Raw genomic sequence first — 16698 nt, 5'->3', positions numbered from 1 at the left:
CCTGACGAAACACCGCTTAAACGAGACACGGTCGTTGCAACTCCCAAAAATTCTGAGTGTTGCAACGACCGCTAGGGACCGGGCCCTTCCCTTATGTTTGAGTGCTCAACCGCTAGTGGCTGAGGCTCTTCTGGTCTTCACCAGCTGTAATGGCCTCGTGGTGGCCATGGGCGTGTGCCGCTTCGAGTTCCGCCGGCGTTGCCGGAGCAACACGGTCTTCGAAGAACCATCGGGAAAGTGCCGCGCGGCGCTTCTCCTTGCCGGTGACAACGCCATGCTCATTCGGCTGCGCCGGGATGGGGGCAAGCGATTCGAACCCGACGAGCTTGTAACGCTTGTACTCGTCCAGAGGAGCGTGGACCTCGATGAACTCACCGTGGGGGAGCCGGACGATACGACCGGTCTCACGTCCATGGAGTGCAATTTCGCGGTCCTTGCGCTGAAGGGCCAGTGCAATTCGTTTGGTCACAATGAAGGCGATGACAGGGCCGATGAAGAACAGCGTCCGCAGCCAGTACGTCACATCGTTCAGCGACACGTGGAAGTGCGTTGCAATGAGGTCGGAACCAGCCGCTGCCCACATCACGCAGTACCAGGTGAAGCCTGCAACACCGATCGCCGTGCGGGTGGGGGCGTTGCGCGGACGGTCCAGGACGTGGTGTTCGCGGTTGTCCTTGGTAACCCAGCGTTCAATCCACGGGTACATGAACAACACCGTGAAGATGATGCCGGCCGGTACAAGCGCCGGAAGCAGGACGTTCAGCGTGAGGGTGCGTCCGAAGATGACCCATTCGAAGTGGAAGTCGTTGATGACACCCGGCATGAGGCGCAGGGCGCCGTCAACGAACCCGATGTACCAGTCAGGCTGGGTACCAGCCGAAACCGGGGAGGGGTCGTAGGGGCCATAGTTCCAGATCGGGTTGATCGTGAACGCAGCGGCCATAAGCGCCAGGACGCCGAAGACAATGAAGAAGAATCCACCGGCCTTCGCAGCGTAGACCGGGCCGAGGGGGTAGCCAACAACGTTGCCATCGTTGCGTCCCGGGCCGGGGTACTGGGTGTGCTTGTGTACAACCACCATGAAGAGGTGGATGACAATCATCAAGAGGATGAGGGCAGGAACCAGCAGGATGTGCAGGACGTACAGACGGCCGATGATGGCCGTTCCCGGGAATTCGCCACCGAAGAGGAAGAACGACGTGTACGTACCGATGACCGGGATCGACTTGATGACACCGTCGATGATGCGCAGGCCGTTGCCGGACAGCAGGTCATCGGGGAGTGAGTAGCCGGTGAAGCCGGCGGCCATCGCGAGGATGAGCAGCACGCCGCCCACAACCCAGTTCATTTCACGGGGCTTGCGGAAAGCACCCGTAAAGAAGACGCGCAGCATGTGCACACCGAGGGAGGCCACGAAGAGCAGAGCTGCCCAGTGGTGAACCTGGCGCATGAACAGACCGCCGCGGACATCGAACGAGATGTTAAGCGACGAGCTGTAGGCAACGGACATTTCGACGTTGTACAGCGGCGTGTAGGAACCCTGGTAGTGGGTTTCCGCCATGGACGGGTCGAAGAAGAAGGTCAGGAAGGTTCCCGACATCAGCAAGATGACGAAGGAGTACAGCGCCACCTCACCAAACATGAACGACCAGTGGTCGGGGAAGACCTTCCGGCCAAACTCGCGCAGGATGCCGGAGCCGCCAACACGCTCGTCCACGAAGTTGGTGAAACTACCAACCTTGGTCTTCGGAACGAAGGGGGCTTCAGCTGTTGATGAGGCGCTCATGCTCGTCACGCTCCCAGTAACTCGGTCCTACAGGTTCTCTGAAGTCGCTGGTGGCGACGAGGTAGCCCTCTGCGTCAACTGCGATGGGCAGCTGGGGGAGCGGACGGCTTGCCGGCCCGAAGATGACCTTGCATTCCTGCGTGAGGTCAAAAGTGGACTGGTGGCAGGGGCACAGGAGGTGGTGCGTCTGCTGCTCGTAAAGAGCAACCGGGCACCCCACGTGCGTGCAGATCTTGGAGTAAGCAACGATTCCGTTGTAGCTCCAGTTTTCGCGGCCCTCGGAGGGGTTCAATGAATTCGGGTCCAAACGCATCAGGAGAACGACGGCTTTTGCCTTCTCGTTCAGTTTGCCTTCGTGGAGTTCGTTGAGTCCTTCGGGGATCACGTGGAAGGCCGAACCGATGGTGACGTCCGAAGCCTTGATGGGGGTGCCATCGGGATCACGGGTCAGGCGCTTGAGCTTGTCGCCCTCTGGCGCCCACATGGTGTGTGCCAAAGCTTTGTCCGGCCGCGGACCCAGATCGCCGAAGATGGCGAGGGCAGGCAGGGGAGCAAGAGCAACGGCACCAAGAAGGGTGTTACGGATCAACGGGCGACGCTTAATGCCGGTCTCGTCCACGATGTCGTCAACGATGCGCACAGCAGCCTGGCGATCTTCTTCAGTACGGATAGCGTGGCGCTCTTCGGACACTTCGTGATCGGGCATCAGGGCCTTGGCCCAATGCACGATTCCGGTGCCGATTCCCAGCATTGCAAACGCAGTACCCAGGCCCAAAAGGAGGTTCTGGGTGCGGATGGTCGCAATCGAGGTGTCGTCGCCCAAATCGATGGCAAAGTATGCCACCAGGAACACCAGCGTACCGATTACTGAGGTGCCAAACAGAATGGCTACCTGACGCTCGGCGCGCTTTGCGGCTACCGGGTCCGTGTCAGCCAGGCGCAAACGATGCGGAGGGAGTCCAGGATCCTGGAACTTCTCCACCTCATTCTGACCAGCCGTAGCTACGGTGCCCGAGTGGTTCGGACTGCCGTCACTATGGTTGCCCATAATTCGCCTCATCCTTCTCTCGTTGTCTCGACCGGGGTCGAGTTATTTTCAGTTTCAAACTGCTGACCATGCAGCAGAAGTTTTTGTAGTGTCCGGGCTAGGACGTGCGGGACGTCAACCAGATGGTGAATGCGATGATGACACCCAAGCCGGCCACCCAAACAAACAGACCTTCGGATACCGGGCCAAGCGAGCCCAGATCGGCGCCACCGGGTGATCCGTTTGCTTCGATGGTCTTCAGGAAGGTGATGATGTCGCGCTTGTCCTCAGGGGTGACGTTGGAGTCGTTGAAGACGGGCATGTTCTGCGGGCCGGTAACCATGGCCTCATAGATGTGTTCAGCGCTCACTCCCGCCAGGGCGGGGGCAAATTTACCTCGGGTCAGGGCACCACCGGCAGCTGCGGCATTGTGGCACATAGCGCAGTTGACGCGGAAGAGTTCGCCACCGTTGGCTGCATCTCCCTTTCCGTCGAGGAGGTGTTCCTCGGGAATGGCCGGGCCTGCGCCGAGGGATGCAACGTAGGCAGAGAGCTGCTTGGTCTGCTCGGCGTTGAACTGGGCGGGCTTCTGCTGGGCCTGCGGGCCGCTCATCTGCATGGGCATGCGGCCGGTGCCAACCTGGAAGTCAACTGCAGCAGCGCCCACGCCGACCAGCGAGGGGCCGTCCTGGGTTCCGCTGGCACCCATGCCGTGGCAGGTGGCGCAGTTGGCGGCAAAGAGCTTGCCGCCTTCCTCTACGTCACTCGCGCTGAAGCTTGTGGTGTCGGCCTTGGCCTGGTTGACAGTTGTGGCAACGGCGTACAGCCCACCAGTGAGGAGGAGGCCCATCAGCAACAGCGCAATGGCTGCCAGTGGGTGACGTCGCTTCTGCGATAGTGCCTTCACGTGGTGGTTCCTTTATTCGATCCTGCGTCGGCTCCGAGAGCCGCTTCTTGAAATTCTGCCTCTTGTAGAAAAAGAGTCAAAGCCGGGCTTACTTGAGGACGTAGATGACCAGGAAGAGGCCGATCCACACAACGTCGACAAAGTGCCAGTAGTACGAGGTGACGATCGCCGAGGTCGCTTCAAAGTGTCCGAACTTCTTGGCCGCAAAAGCACGGCCAATGATGAACAGGAACGCGATCAGGCCGCCAATGACGTGCAGGCCGTGGAAGCCCGTGGTCATGTAGAAGGCAGAGCCGTAAGCGTTGGACGACAGGGATACATGCTCTGAGACGAGCATGGCGTACTCCGTGGTCTGGCCGGCCACGAAGAAGGCGCCCATGACGAACGTCAGGGAGAACCATTCGGTCATGCCCCAACGTGTGAACTGCAGGAGCCCACCGGTACGGCGCGGCTCGAGCCGCTCGGCGGCAAAGACGCCCATCTGGCAAGTAAAGGAACTTGCCACAAGGACGATGGTGTTGACGAGCGCAAACGGGAAGTTGAGCTTGGCCGTCTCCTCGGCCCACATCGTTCCTGATGTGGAGCGCAGGGTGAAGTACATGGCAAAGAGGCCGGCGAAGAACATCAACTCACTGGACAGCCAAACAACGGTTCCAACAGAAACCAGGTTGGGGCGGTTCAGCGTCGGGTGCGCCGGGGTACTGGGGGCATGGGTCGCAGATGTCACAAGGACATTATGTCTGTAAAAGTCCAGACTTCCCAATGCAAACCACCGATTCGGGAGACTTTTTCTACAAAGACGCGAATTCGCGCGGAAAAGTTCCCGGTCGCGTTCACATTGGTCATCGGCGTGGCTGGCTCGATAGCATCAGGGAGTGACTTCTCCGGCAACGGCACCTGCAGCCAGCAATACCTGGCCAGGGCTCATCTCAGCACTGATCAACGGCGACGACCTTGCAGTGGGCAACACAGAGTGGGCCATGAACACCATCATGTCCGGAGAGGCGACACCGGCGCAGATTGCCGGCTTCCTGGTGGCGCTCCGCGCCAAGGGCGAGACGGTCGAAGAATTGGCAGGCCTGGTTGAGGCCATGGTCCAGCACGCCAACCCGATCGATATCTCCGGTGAAAAGCTGGACATAGTAGGTACTGGCGGAGATCGCCTGAACACTGTGAACATCTCCACAATGGCTGCACTTGTGGCAGCCGGCGCCGGGGCAAAGATTGTGAAGCACGGGAACAGGGCTGCTTCTTCCACGTCGGGTTCGGCTGACGTTTTGGAGGCTTTGGGGGTCCGCTTGGATCTATCCATCGAGCAGGTGGCCCGGAACGCTGAAGAGGCCGGAATCACTTTTTGCTTTGCCCAGGTCTTCCACCCTTCTTTCAGGCATACGGCTGTGCCGCGTCGTGAACTGGCTGTACCCACAGCTTTCAATTTTCTGGGGCCACTGACGAATCCGGCGCGTGTACAAGCCTCGGCAGTGGGCGTAGCCAACGCCCGCATGGCGCCCTTGGTGGCAGGAGTTCTGGCCCGCCGCGGCAGCCGTGGACTGGTCTTCCGTGGGGACGACGGCCTCGATGAGTTGACCCCCACGGGACCATCGACTGTTTGGGAGATCAGGAACGGGACCGTCAGGGAGCAGGTCTTTTCACCCGAGGACCTGGGGATCCGCCCTTCCACGGTTGCTGATCTTCGCGGAGGAGACGCCGCTGCCAATGCGGCCGTAGTGCGCGACATCCTCGGTGGTAAGCAGGGCCCGGTGCGCGACGCCGTTCTGCTGAATGCGGCCGCTGGATTGGTGTCAGTTGATCTCGACGCCGAAGGCAGCCTCGAGGCGAGGATGGACACCGCTTTCGCCCGCGCGGCAGACTCCGTTGACTCCGGCAAGGCCGCCGAAGTACTCGCCAGGTGGACGGCCCTCAGCCAAAGCTAAAGACCAGCGGTCCCTCTGCTACTCGAATCCGAGTGCGAAGGCTGCGTCAAGGTCGTGCTGGGAATAGGCCCGAAAGGCTATGTGCGTGGTGGTGTGGACCACCGAGGCAACTTTTGACAGACGATCCGCGATCACATCGGCAAGTTCGTCGTGTTTGGTCACTCTGGCCACCGCAATGAGATCCCACTCGCCAGTTACGGAGTACACCTCGCTGATGCCCTGGATAGCAGATATCTGTTCGGCGGTCTCCGGTATGCGTGAGGCATCGGTCTTGATCAGGACGAAAGCGGTGATCACGTGGGGCCTTTCTGGGACATGCATCGTTGCGGACGGTTTCCAGCCTAGTGCATTCCCGCTGGCGGGGGCTTGATCATGCCCGGCGATGCCGTTTGCGCGTTGCCCTCATCAGGAGGACGGCAATGAGTCGGTATCCGAGCAGGAAAAAACCGAGGGTGATTAACGCCACCAGTACGAACGGCAGCACAACTGTTTGCCCTGTGGCTGCCCTCAGCAGCATTCCAACAAGTACTGCGCCGATCCATATCCCAACTCCGGAAGGCCATACCTTCATCGGTGCCCGCCAGGCTCGCGTGAGCAGCCAGGCGATCGCTGCTGCAGCCAGAAACGGCCATGCTGTGGCGAAAGCTCCCGAAATGATGTCTCCGCGGGCGTGGGCGTCCCGGCCTATTGCGGCGAAGACGAGAATTAACAAAACATCGGCGGTAGCTGCGGGGATCCACAATCTTGAGGGCGAAGACATACCTACGACACTATCCGGGGCGTCCCTCATGTACGAAAGCCACCGCCGGGTGCTGTATCGGCGATGAGCTGGATTCGTCGGCGACTGTTGTGTGGGTGATCTCACGGTATTAGCCTCTGACGGGGGACAAGGAGTTCCCCTCTATTTGGAGGAGCGGTGGATGCAGAAGATTTCGACCTGCTTGTGGTTCGACGATCAAGCGGCCGAAGCCGCCGAGCTCTATACATCGACATTCGATAATTCATCCATGGGGCGGATAGTCGCCGGGCCTGATGGAAACGCCATGACCGTTGAGTTTGAGATCGAGGGCAGAGAGTTCATGGGCCTTAACGGGCGGCCGGCTTTCGCGTTCAATGAGGCTGTCTCATTGGTGGTGAACTGCGACTCCCAGGAGGAAGTGGACAGGTTTTGGGAAGCGCTGCTCGTTGGGGGACAGGAAAGCCGGTGCGGATGGCTGAAGGACAGGTTCGGTTTGTCCTGGCAGATTGTTCCCACTGCAATGTCCGCGCTCTTGGGCGGCCCCGATCCCGCAGGTTCACAGCGTGCCATGAAGGCAATGATGACCATGCAAAAACTCGACATCAATGTTCTGCAAAGGGCGTACGACGGCCACTAAAGATTGTGGGGGACAGGCGCCCCGTGGCGCTGTTAGCATTGCCGCACGGTGATGCGTGACCATCTGAACAATGAGGAGAACCGACCAATGACAACCCGCCTCAATCCCTACATCTCATTTCGGGACAACGCCCGTAATGCCATCACGTTCTATGAGTCCGTGTTTGGCGGTGAACTGAACATCAGCACTTTCGGCGACTATCAAGCCAGCGAAGATCCAGCCGAAGCCGGCAAGGTCATGCATGCCATGTTGGAAACTCCCGGCGGATTGACATTGATGGCCGCTGACACCCCGAACGGCATGGAGTACAACCCCGGCGATAATATCTCCGTCTCCTTGAGTGGAGAAGCCTCGGATGAAGGGGAGCTCCGCGGGTACTGGGAAAAACTCGTCGACGGCGGGACGGTCACAGTTCCACTTGAGATGGCACCGTGGGGTGACACTTTTGGAATGTGTGTTGACAGGTTCGGGATCGGCTGGCTGGTCAACATTGCCGGAGCCCGGCAGGAGTAGTCGTTCCGTGTGGCCCGGACAACGTAGCTGCCTCGCAGAGTCCTTCTGCGGGGCAGTCACGTGCAGTGCTCTAACTACGTGATGCGCCTTCCATCAGGCGTGAGTCTGTTGCCCATGTGCTTGGGGGTTCGCAACACAATGCACCGGTCCAGGATCTCGGCGAAAGGGAGTCTCTCGCCAAGCTGTCTCTCCAGCACTGTCATGTCTTCAACCCGACGAAGCCACACCAGCATCAGGATTGAGTACAGGCCGCCGGTAGTGGCTACCAGACGGACCTCCTGCAAGCCAACGAGTTTTCCTGCGACGGATTCCACCATCGTGGCCGGCACGCGCAGGAAGTACCATACGGCCACGGGCCAGGGGGAGTAGGGGCGTGCCATCTCCAAGCGCAATACCATGCGCTTCTCGGCAAGGATGGTGGACAGTGCATTTCTTGCACGTGTAGTGCTGATTCCAAGTATTTCGGAAATCTCTGCAACGGAGGCCCGGCCGTTGTTTCGCAGAATACCGGCAAGTTGGTGCTCGACGTCGGCTGAGATTCCTCTGGGGGCGGCCACTGGCAGGGGAAGGCTCGACTCCAGTTGGCGTGCCTCGTTGTCCTGAAGGGAGCGCAGCCTCCAGAGCTGCGCATCCGCGAGGAGCCGGATACCGCGGTGTGTTCGCGTGCCGGTCACACCTGCCACGTTTGAAAGTCGGTCCAACACAAACCGTGCCAGGTCGGCATCCGTCCGGCACAGCAACGTTACTACCAGGTCACGGCCTCCGATTGTTTGGTCAATGGAGAGGACTTCATCGTCGCGTGCAAGGTCCTCCGTAGCCTCGGCGATCCGGGCGGGTGTGCACTCAACCTCTACAATCGCGCCTACATACTTCGCCCCGGGTCCCCGGTAACTTGCCAACCAGGCCAACCCCTGGTCTTGAAGAGCATTCCAGCGCCTGGCAAGGGTGACTGCGTCTGCGCCCACGACCGGCGCAAGGGCAGACCAGGGGGCGCGCGGACGAATCTGCAGAGCGTGAAGAAGCCTCAAGTCACGCCCGTCAAGGTCGTAATCCTGCATCTGGTACCCCCTTCGTCTCAATTGGCTGCATTTTGGGTGTGTTCTCTTTCGTGCTGCCTAGATTCTAGGGTCCGCGAAGAACACTGACGACCAAGAGGCGCCATGTCCGCTACGAACGTTATTTGCCCGGAGGTGGCCTCCGAAGAAAAGTCTTGCTCATGTCCTGACGAATTCTGTGACCAGCGGCAGGGGAGTGGGGCGCCCGTCTTGAAACCTGCGGCTGGTCTGGTAGCAGGGGACACGTCGGGGTGGTGTGACGCGGCCTTGTTGAACTTGATTCGGGCCGGGCAACTTTCTGCCTTTGCTGAACTCTTTCGCAGGTACAGAAACCTCGCCGCCTACGTGGCCCGCGTTGAGTCTGACAATCCATCAGACATGGACGATGTGGTGGGCGAAGCGTTTGCGTCCGTCTTCCAAGCTCTGGCTGTTGGCAGGGGACCGTCGGACTCTTTTAGGGCCTATCTCTTGACAGCGGTGCGGAGAACCGCGCATCGACGGAATGTGCAAGCCAGGCGCGTCGGCTTTCTCAGCGACGTCCCTGACAGGGACAGGGACGACGGTTACGTCGATCCTTACCTGCATGCCTTGGAACCGTCTTCACTGATTGAAGCGTTTCGGTCCCTGCCCGCACGTTGGCAGGCAGTGCTTTGGTACAGCGAGGTGGAAACCATGAAACCTGCTTCAGTGGCTCGGATCATGGACATGACCCCGAATAGTGTTTCGGCGCTGCTCATACGCGCGCGTAAAGGGCTACGGCAGGCATATCTCCAGGGCCATGTAGTTGTAACGTCCATGGATTCTTGTGCGGAAGTGTCGCAGCATTTCGGGAAGTACGTCCTCAGCGATGGACGGGCGGCAGGCAGCGTCAAGATTCGTCGGCACGTGGATGGCTGCTCGCCGTGTGCAATGGCCTTGGCTGCTCTGCACCAAATGCGCAGTGCCATGAAGGGTTCCGGGTAGCCGGAAGGGTAGGCCCTCTTCACTATTACTTTACATAATGTAGATTATCGGCGTTATGCGGGTGAGCCCGGGAGGGGTACCGCGCTATGCGCTTTGCCACCTAAGCGCGCAGCCGCGTTCTTCTGAACTTCCGCAGCCCTGGCCGAGTAGTCGGCGATGACGCGTAGTTCGTCGTCAGTGTAGCCCTCGAGCAGGCCGGCCAAACCGCTCATGAAATCGACGAAGTATGGCGTGGCGGCGGTTACCTGATCGCCGATCAGCTCTATCAGGACCTTCCGCTTGTCCTCATCGTGCCTGACCCTGCGGGGTCCTGCCTGCAGTCTTCCGCGGAATCGCACGCAAACCGGAGGACAACTTTGATTGGGTGTATCGGCATCACATCGAGTGGGAGTCAGAGGATTCAGGCGTCCATTGACGGCGCTGCATGTAAGAATCAGGCGCCTACGTACGCAGCCAGGTGCTTGCCCGTCAGCGTTGACTTCTTGGCCACAAGCTCGGCCGGTGTTCCAGCGAAAACGATCTTGCCGCCGTCGTGACCAGCTCCGGGACCCAGGTCTATGATCCAGTCCGCATGCGCCATGACAGCTTGGTGGTGCTCGATAACGATTACGGATTTGCCCGACTCAACCAGACGATCAAGCATTCCCAGCAGGTTTTGGACATCGGCCAGGTGCAGGCCGGTTGTTGGCTCGTCGAGAATGTAGATCTCGCCCTTTTCAGACATTTGCGTGGCCAACTTCAGCCGCTGGCGCTCACCGCCGGACAACGTGGTGAGAGGCTGGCCGAGCGTCAGGTATCCCAGCCCGACATCGGCGAGGCGGTCGAGAATCTTATGGGCAGCAGGGGTCCGGGCGTCGCCGTCGCTGAAAAAGATCACGGCCTCGTCAACAGACATTGCAAGCACCTCTGCAATATTGCGTCCCCCCAACCGGTACTCCAGTACGGCTGCTTGGAATCGCTTTCCCTCGCACTCTTCGCAGGGCGATTCCACGGTGGCCATCACGCCGAGGTCCGTGTAGATGACGCCAGCGCCATTGCACGTTGGGCATGCGCCTTCGGAGTTTGAACTGAACAGAGCGGGCTTAACACCGTTGACCTTGGCAAACGCCTTACGGATGGGTTCCAGCAGGCCTGTATACGTGGCCGGATTGCTTCTGCGTGATCCCCTGATTGCCCCCTGATCGATCACCAGGACTCCGTCGCGCTTGGCTACTGAACCGTGGATCAGTGAGCTTTTGCCGGAGCCAGCCACACCGGTAAGGACACAGAGAACGCCGAGGGGGATGTCGACGTCGACGTTCTTGAGGTTGTTTGTTGAGGCGCCCCGGATTTCCATGTTTCCGGCGGCGTCACGCACGCTGTCCTTAATGGACGCCCGGTCGTCCAGATGCCGTCCGGTGATGGTGTCACTCCCCCGCAGCCCTTCGAGGTCGCCCTCGAAACACACTGTGCCGCCTCCGGTACCGGCACCAGGCCCAAGGTCGACCACATGGTCAGCGATCGCGATGGTTTCCGGCTTGTGTTCCACCACCAGGACCGTGTTGCCCTTGTCCCGCAGCTGCAGCAGGAGCTGGTTCATCCTCTCGATGTCGTGGGGGTGCAGGCCAATGGTGGGTTCGTCGAAGACGTAGGTGATATCGGTGAGCGATGAACCAAGGTGCCGGATCATTTTGGTCCGCTGGGCCTCTCCCCCGGACAACGTTCCGGCAGGCCGGTCCAGGGACAGGTAACCCAATCCGATTCCAGCGAAAGAGTCCAGAAGGTGTTGGAGGCCCTTGAGCAGTGGCGCTACGGAGGGTTCATCCAGCTCGCGGACCCAGTCCGCGAGGTCACTGATCTGCATGGTGCAGACGTCAGCAATGCTCTTGCCGTTGATTTTGGAAGACCTGGCTTCAGGGCTCAGCCTGGTGCCTTCGCACTCCGGGCACGTGGTGAACGTGATGGCACGCTCCACGAACGCACGAATGTGCGGCTGCAAGGCGTCCACGTCCTTGCTGAGCATCGACTTCTGGATCTTGGGAATCACGCCTTCATAAGTGAGGTTAATGCCCTCTACCTTGATTTTGGTGGGCTCCCGGTACAAGAGGTCGTGGAGTTCCTTCTTGGTGAACTTGGAAATCGGCTTGTCCATGTTGAAGAACCCTGAGCCGCTGAAGATGCGCCCATACCATCCATCCATGGTGTAGCCGGGAATGGTCAGGGCGCCTTCGCTGAGTGATTTGGTGTCGTCATACAGGGCCGTGAGATCAAAATCATTGACCGCCCCCATGCCCTCACACCGGGAACACATGCCACCCAGGCGATTGAACGAGGCTTTCTCGGTCTTCGTTTTGCCTTCACCACGTTCCACGGTGATAGCACCACTGGCCTTCACTGTGGGCACGTTGAAAGAGTAAGCGTTGGGCGAGCCGATGTGAGGTTGGCCAAGACGGCTGAAGAGGATCCGCAGCATGGCATTGGCGTCCGTGGCTGTCCCCACGGTGGAGCGCGGGTTGGAGCCCATCCGTTCCTGGTCCACGATGATCGCGGTGGTCAACCCTTCAAGAACGTCGACGTCGGGCCGGGCCAGGTTGGGCATGAAACCCTGCACAAAGGCACTATAGGTTTCGTTAATCATGCGCTGCGACTCTGCGGCGATTGTTGCGAAGACCAGTGAACTTTTCCCGGAGCCGGAAACACCGGTGAAGACCGTGAGACGGCGCTTCGGGATCTCGATGCTGATGTCTTTGAGGTTGTTCTCACGTGCACCCTGGACTCGGATCAGATCGTGGGTGTCTGCGACGTGGGATCCCGGAGATTGCGTGTCCGTGCTCGGGGCAATAGTCATGATTTCTCCATCTGTTAGGCGGCGCTGCCCAACAGTCCCCCGTTGGCGTCGCCTGGTTCACACTGACCAGCCTCGGCCAGTAGCTTCGATTCTGCCATTGTCTTCCAAGGTTTACTCGCTAAGAATGAAGCATGCCGGTATACATGAGGTCCCTTGAAACCGCAGTTCCGCAAACCATCCTTGTCCAGCAGCAAGCTCGAGACGTTTTCGCATCACAGCCAGGACTGACGCGGCTGGGAACCCGACTCGTCAATACCTGCTTCGACTCAGCAGCGATAGACACCAGATATACCGCTGTAGCCGAGCTGAGCCTTGACGCCCACCCCGAAAATCCGCAGTTCTTTGACGCAGAAACCAACCGGGTCCTGAGTCCCAGCACCAAGGTGCGGAATGAGATCTTTGCAACCGAAGCCACCAAGTTGTTCGTGGAAGCGGGCAAGGCTGCAGTGGCCCAGGCGCCCGGGATAGATCTGGATGATGTCACGCATGTCATTACGGTGTCCTGCACGGGATTCTTCAACCCCGGTCCTGACTACAAGGTGGTCAGGGCTTTAGGTCTCAATCCCGCTGTGCAGCGCTACCACCTCGGATTTATGGGCTGCTATGCGGCATTCCCCGCACTCAAGGCGGCCAGCCAGTTCTGCGCTGCTGATCCCACTGCGGTGGTCCTGGTGATCTGTGTAGAACTCTGCTCCCTGCATGTCAGGACGTCGAATGACCCTGACACGATCATGGGGTCGGCGATTTTCGGCGACGGCGCGGCAGCCGCCGTCGTGAGCGCCCGCGAGCTGTCCGGACCGGAACCGGCCATCAGGCTCGACCACTTCGAGACTGTACTGACCCCGGTGGGCGAGGAAGCCATGGCCTGGAACATCGGGGACGAAGGGTTCGAAATGGTGCTGGGATCGTACGTTCCGCACATTATTGAAGAGCACATCACCGGCGCCTTGGCACCGCTGCTTGCCAAGGAGCCGTCCTTGGCCGGCCTGCCGTATCGCGACATCACCCACTGGGCCATACACCCTGGTGGCCGAAGCATCCTGGACAAAGTGGAGTCCAAACTTGAACTGACGCAAGAGCAACTGGTGCCGGCCCGGGAGACATTGAGGGAATACGGCAACATGAGCAGCGCCACCGTGTTGTTCGTCCTCAAGTACATGCTGGAGAGGCCGGCAACCGAACGTGAGGAACGGATCTGTTCCATGGCATTCGGCCCGGGTCTGACAGTGGAAACGGGACTCTTCACGCTGGTCTCCCCCGCTCTGTGAGTCCATGGGGGTCCCTCCGATCGAGGGATGTGCAGGCTGTCGAGGAGATGGACAGGGACGACTGCGACCCCAAGCGCCTCCACAGGACTTACGCGCGCTTTCCGGTGGTGAACAGCTTGTTGTCCGGATGGCACGGGACGTATCGTCGCCGCCTCCGCCCAATGTTGGCCGCGAACAGTGCGGTGTCAGTGCTGGATATCGGATGCGGCAGCGGCGATGTGGCACGGAGCCTTGCGCGCTGGGCCCGGCGGGACGGTTTCCGTCTCACGGTGACGGCGATCGACCCGGACGAGAGAGCCTTCGCTTTTGCATCCCGGACAGCTCCAGTGGAGGGTGTTGTGTACCGCAAGGCGCACAGTTCCGAACTCGTCGCTGAAGGCCGGAAATTCGACGTCGTCATTTCCAACCACATCCTTCACCACCTCGATCCTGGAGAACTTGCAGCTGTCCTCCTCGATTCCGAGTCACTGAGCCGGAACCTATGTCTCCACAACGACCTCAACCGCAGTAACATCTCATACTTGTTGTTCCTGGCAGGCTTCTGGCCTTTGGGCGTGGGCTCGTACATCTGTGGGGACGGTCTGACGTCCATTAGGCGCAGCTACACCGCAACCGAACTGAGAGCTGCCGTGCCGGGCCCGTGGACTGTGAAAAGAAACGGAGCGTGGCATCATTTGCTCGTCCATGAGCATGAGGAGAATCGTGCCTGACGTCGTGATTGTTGGCGCCGGACCCGTAGGCCTCTTCATGGGAGTGTTATTGCTCCAGCGGGGGCATCAGGTCCGTATCCTGGAGCGCCGGAGCAGCAGGAGCAACCGTTCGCGGGCCATTGGACTTCACCCGCCGGCACTGGCGGAGCTCGCGCGCGCGGGAATTGCCGATCAACTGGTAAGAGAAGGGGTCCGCATCACCCGGGGCGTCGCTTACAGCCGGAGGGGACGGGTGGCCGAGCTGGCGTTCGACGGCGACACCGGCTTCCCCTTCATCCTGGCAGTGCCGCAGACGGTCACCGAGGAAGTCCTGGAGCTGGCGGTACGGAATTTGGATGCAGGAGCAATCGTCCGGGGTGCTGACGTTCAGGAGGTCGCGGAAAACCTCGGCGGCGTGCGCAGCATCGCGAATTGTCCTGACGGCGTTCGGGAGTTCAGCAGCCGTCTAGTGATCGCTGCCGACGGAGCACATTCACCCATTCGTCGGCAATACTTGCCGGGTTTGGCGGCACGGAGCTATCCGGACTGCTACTTCATGGGTGATTTCCCTGACAATACCGGCCATGGATCCGACGCCGTGTTGTATCTGGAACCCGCCGGAATCGTGGAGTCCTTCCCCTTGCCACAGGATGTCCGCAGATGGGTGGTAAGGCTGGGCGCACCCGAAAAGGACCCGACGGCGGCCGGGCTGGCCGACTTGGTGGTGGCCAGAACCGGTGAGGTACTCGATGTTGCCGGCAACTCGATGCTCAGTGCCTTCGAAGTACGATCACGACTGGCTCAACGCATGGTCCACGGCAGGGTGGTACTACTTGGCGATGCCGCCCACGAGATCAGCCCCATCGGAGGACAAGGAATGAACCTTGGATGGCTGGACGCTGCGGCGTTGGCCCCCATCGTGGATGCTTCCCTCCGAGGCGCCGAGGTAGGACACCACCTAATGGATTTCGAGAAATCACGTAGGAAGGCGGCGCTGCGCGCTTCGCGGCAAGCCGGACTCAACATGGCCTTGGGAAGACCTCTGCCACCTCACGCAATGTCAGCCAGGAACGCAGTTTTTGCCACCGCCTTGGGCGTACCTGCAATTTCAGGAGTCGTGGAGCGGCGCTTCACCATGCGATAGGTGGTCCGGGTCGCTAGCTGGTCCGGAGCGCTGACTATTCCGGGTTTGTGTAATAGCAGTCGTACGTGTCCTGGCTGATGATCAGCCCGTCCCGCAGCTCGAAGACCGCAGTGCTCCTGGCCCGGATGGTATCGCCACGGTCCCAGTACGGAAGGTCAAGCATCAGAGTGGCAGACCAGTTCATCTCCAGCACCACACGGTTGTCCTGGCTCGTTGTGCGAACCACTTCAAAGCGCTGATCGGAGACGATGTCCTTGCTGTGGTCTGCGCCGGCCAGCGTTTCGGCGAGGTTCCGCGTTGAGCCCGTTTTGGACAGAGCATGCGGCCATTCCGTGAGCTCGAAATCGTCAGCCAGGAAGGGCCGGATTTCAGCAGCCCGGCCGCCGGCTTCAACGGTCCGAACGAACCCGAGTACACAATCCAAAGGGGTGGAATCGATCATTCATCGAGCCTAGCCCACACTCGTGTATGCCCCATCGCGCGTTAGGCTCACAGTATGACGCACCAACCTCATCACGAGGCCAGAAGCCCTGCCACGGACTACAACCCGATTCGGATACGTGACGCTGTCCGCCGGTTGCTGGATGCCGAAGGGCTCCCGCCCATAGTGCAGGCCGGGCACCCCGTGTTGCGTCAGCTCGCAGCGCCTTACGACGGACAGATTGACGATGCTGAATTGGCGGCTTTCATCGAGCAAATGAGGGCTGTCATGCATGACGCCCCAGGAGTCGGCCTGGCCGCCCCTCAGTTGGGAATCCCTCTGCAAGTGGCCGTTCTGGAGGACAAATACCCGGTAGACCCGGAGTCCGCTGCGGTCCGTCACAGGGAACAGCTGGAATTCTTCGCCGTCATCAACCCCCAGTACCGTCCGCTCGGAACCGAGACGGCCTCGTTCTATGAAGGGTGCCTCTCCGTCAGCGGGTACCAGGCTGTTGTGACACGCCACCGCAACGTGGAATTGCGCTTCACCAATCCCGCGGGCGAGCCCATGGAAGAGTGGTTCTCCGGCTGGCAGGCCCGCATTGTGCAGCACGAAACGGACCACCTCCACGGCGCCCTGTACCTGGACAGGGCCGAGCTGCGTTCATTGTCCAGCAATGCTGAGCACACGGCCCGCTGGTCCGCTCCGGAGATTGACGAGGCTCGCCGGGCTCTTGGGTTCCTCCGCTGAGCCTTGACCCGGTAGTACTGCCAGGACGGTCAATGAAG

18 protein-coding genes are annotated in these 16698 nt (G+C 60.1%); 8 read left to right on the top strand and 10 right to left on the bottom strand.

Annotation, left to right across the window (positions count from 1 at the left end):
• Nucleotides 1-112: 112 nt before the first annotated feature.
• From J7I86_RS16145 to J7I86_RS16130, 4 genes are all read right to left on the bottom strand, one after another.
• The gene (locus tag J7I86_RS16145) at nucleotides 113-1786 is read right to left on the bottom strand and encodes a ubiquinol-cytochrome c reductase cytochrome b subunit (protein ID WP_214821403.1); all 1674 of its coding nucleotides are present in this window, start codon (nucleotides 1784-1786) and stop codon (nucleotides 113-115) included.
• Nucleotides 1764-2834: a ubiquinol-cytochrome c reductase iron-sulfur subunit gene (locus tag J7I86_RS16140; protein WP_214821401.1), complete on the bottom strand. Its 1071-nt coding sequence runs from the start codon at nucleotides 2832-2834 to the stop codon at nucleotides 1764-1766. The genes J7I86_RS16145 and J7I86_RS16140 overlap by 23 nt, the downstream gene beginning before the upstream one ends.
• 97 nt (nucleotides 2835-2931) lie before the next feature.
• Nucleotides 2932-3720: a c-type cytochrome gene (locus J7I86_RS16135; RefSeq protein ID WP_214821399.1), complete on the bottom strand. Its 789-nt coding sequence runs from the start codon at nucleotides 3718-3720 to the stop codon at nucleotides 2932-2934.
• Between the two features lie 88 nt (nucleotides 3721-3808).
• Nucleotides 3809-4447, bottom strand: coding sequence for a heme-copper oxidase subunit III (locus tag J7I86_RS16130; protein WP_309476745.1), 639 nt, complete (start codon nucleotides 4445-4447; stop codon nucleotides 3809-3811).
• Between the two features lie 148 nt (nucleotides 4448-4595).
• Between J7I86_RS16130 and trpD the strand changes: the two genes are divergently transcribed.
• A complete protein-coding gene (trpD, locus tag J7I86_RS16125; RefSeq protein WP_214821395.1) occupies nucleotides 4596-5654 on the top strand; it encodes an anthranilate phosphoribosyltransferase in 1059 nt (352 codons plus the stop codon).
• An 18-nt stretch (nucleotides 5655-5672) separates the two neighbouring features.
• On the opposite strand, the gene J7I86_RS16120 is transcribed toward trpD, so the two are convergent.
• Nucleotides 5673-5951 carry an Lrp/AsnC family transcriptional regulator gene (locus J7I86_RS16120; protein WP_017197606.1) on the bottom strand — a complete coding sequence of 93 codons (279 nt, stop codon included), beginning with the start codon at nucleotides 5949-5951 and terminating at the stop codon, nucleotides 5673-5675.
• Between the two features lie 73 nt (nucleotides 5952-6024).
• Nucleotides 6025-6414 carry a DUF3054 domain-containing protein gene (locus tag J7I86_RS16115; RefSeq protein ID WP_214821393.1) on the bottom strand — a complete coding sequence of 130 codons (390 nt, stop codon included), beginning with the start codon at nucleotides 6412-6414 and terminating at the stop codon, nucleotides 6025-6027.
• A 160-nt stretch (nucleotides 6415-6574) separates the two neighbouring features.
• On the opposite strand from J7I86_RS16115, the gene J7I86_RS16110 reads away from it, so the two are divergent.
• Together J7I86_RS16110 and J7I86_RS16105 are read left to right on the top strand one after the other, a co-directional pair.
• Nucleotides 6575-7030, top strand: coding sequence for a VOC family protein (locus J7I86_RS16110; RefSeq protein WP_214821391.1), 456 nt, complete (start codon nucleotides 6575-6577; stop codon nucleotides 7028-7030).
• Between the two features lie 87 nt (nucleotides 7031-7117).
• Complete coding sequence (locus J7I86_RS16105) at nucleotides 7118-7543, top strand: VOC family protein (RefSeq protein ID WP_214821389.1); 426 nt, start codon at nucleotides 7118-7120, stop codon at nucleotides 7541-7543.
• Nucleotides 7544-7617: 74 nt separating this feature from the next.
• On the opposite strand, the gene J7I86_RS16100 is transcribed toward J7I86_RS16105, so the two are convergent.
• Nucleotides 7618-8601, bottom strand: a complete 984-nt coding sequence (locus tag J7I86_RS16100) for an Lrp/AsnC family transcriptional regulator (RefSeq protein WP_214821388.1) — start codon at nucleotides 8599-8601, stop codon at nucleotides 7618-7620.
• A 264-nt stretch (nucleotides 8602-8865) separates the two neighbouring features.
• On the opposite strand from J7I86_RS16100, the gene J7I86_RS16095 reads away from it, so the two are divergent.
• Entirely contained in the window at nucleotides 8866-9561 is a 696-nt protein-coding gene (locus J7I86_RS16095) for a sigma-70 family RNA polymerase sigma factor (RefSeq protein WP_214821387.1), read from the top strand.
• Nucleotides 9562-9614: 53 nt separating this feature from the next.
• Here J7I86_RS16095 and J7I86_RS16090 read toward each other — a convergent pair whose 3' ends face one another.
• Together J7I86_RS16090 and J7I86_RS16085 are read right to left on the bottom strand one after the other, a co-directional pair.
• Nucleotides 9615-9899, bottom strand: coding sequence for a hypothetical protein (locus tag J7I86_RS16090; protein WP_214821386.1), 285 nt, complete (start codon nucleotides 9897-9899; stop codon nucleotides 9615-9617).
• A gap of 95 nt (nucleotides 9900-9994) precedes the next feature.
• Nucleotides 9995-12388, bottom strand: a complete 2394-nt coding sequence (locus J7I86_RS16085; RefSeq protein ID WP_214821385.1) for an excinuclease ABC subunit UvrA — start codon at nucleotides 12386-12388, stop codon at nucleotides 9995-9997.
• Between the two features lie 131 nt (nucleotides 12389-12519).
• On the opposite strand from J7I86_RS16085, the gene J7I86_RS16080 reads away from it, so the two are divergent.
• Genes J7I86_RS16080 through J7I86_RS16070 form a run of 3 tightly spaced genes read left to right on the top strand, consistent with a single transcriptional unit; the run spans nucleotide 12520 to nucleotide 15489 of the window.
• Complete coding sequence (locus J7I86_RS16080; protein WP_214821384.1) at nucleotides 12520-13656, top strand: type III polyketide synthase; 1137 nt, start codon at nucleotides 12520-12522, stop codon at nucleotides 13654-13656.
• A complete protein-coding gene (locus tag J7I86_RS16075) occupies nucleotides 13653-14366 on the top strand; it encodes a class I SAM-dependent methyltransferase (protein WP_214821383.1) in 714 nt (237 codons plus the stop codon). The genes J7I86_RS16080 and J7I86_RS16075 overlap by 4 nt, the downstream gene beginning before the upstream one ends.
• On the top strand, nucleotides 14359-15489 hold the full coding sequence (locus tag J7I86_RS16070; RefSeq protein WP_214821382.1) for an NAD(P)/FAD-dependent oxidoreductase: 1131 nt from the start codon (nucleotides 14359-14361) through the stop codon (nucleotides 15487-15489). The genes J7I86_RS16075 and J7I86_RS16070 overlap by 8 nt, the downstream gene beginning before the upstream one ends.
• A 34-nt stretch (nucleotides 15490-15523) precedes the next feature.
• Here the strand turns inward: J7I86_RS16070 and J7I86_RS16065 are convergent, their stop codons facing one another.
• On the bottom strand, nucleotides 15524-15931 hold the full coding sequence (locus J7I86_RS16065) for a nuclear transport factor 2 family protein (protein ID WP_214821380.1): 408 nt from the start codon (nucleotides 15929-15931) through the stop codon (nucleotides 15524-15526).
• 54 nt (nucleotides 15932-15985) lie between these two features.
• Here J7I86_RS16065 and J7I86_RS16060 point away from each other — a divergent pair, with 54 nt between their 5' ends.
• On the top strand, nucleotides 15986-16660 hold the full coding sequence (locus J7I86_RS16060; RefSeq protein WP_214821379.1) for a peptide deformylase: 675 nt from the start codon (nucleotides 15986-15988) through the stop codon (nucleotides 16658-16660).
• The last annotated feature ends 38 nt before the right edge of the window (nucleotides 16661-16698 follow it).

This window comes from Arthrobacter sp. ISL-95 (assembly GCF_018613695.1).
Classification (GTDB): domain Bacteria; phylum Actinomycetota; class Actinomycetes; order Actinomycetales; family Micrococcaceae; genus Arthrobacter.
This window is presented reverse-complemented; position numbering and strand designations above follow the sequence as displayed.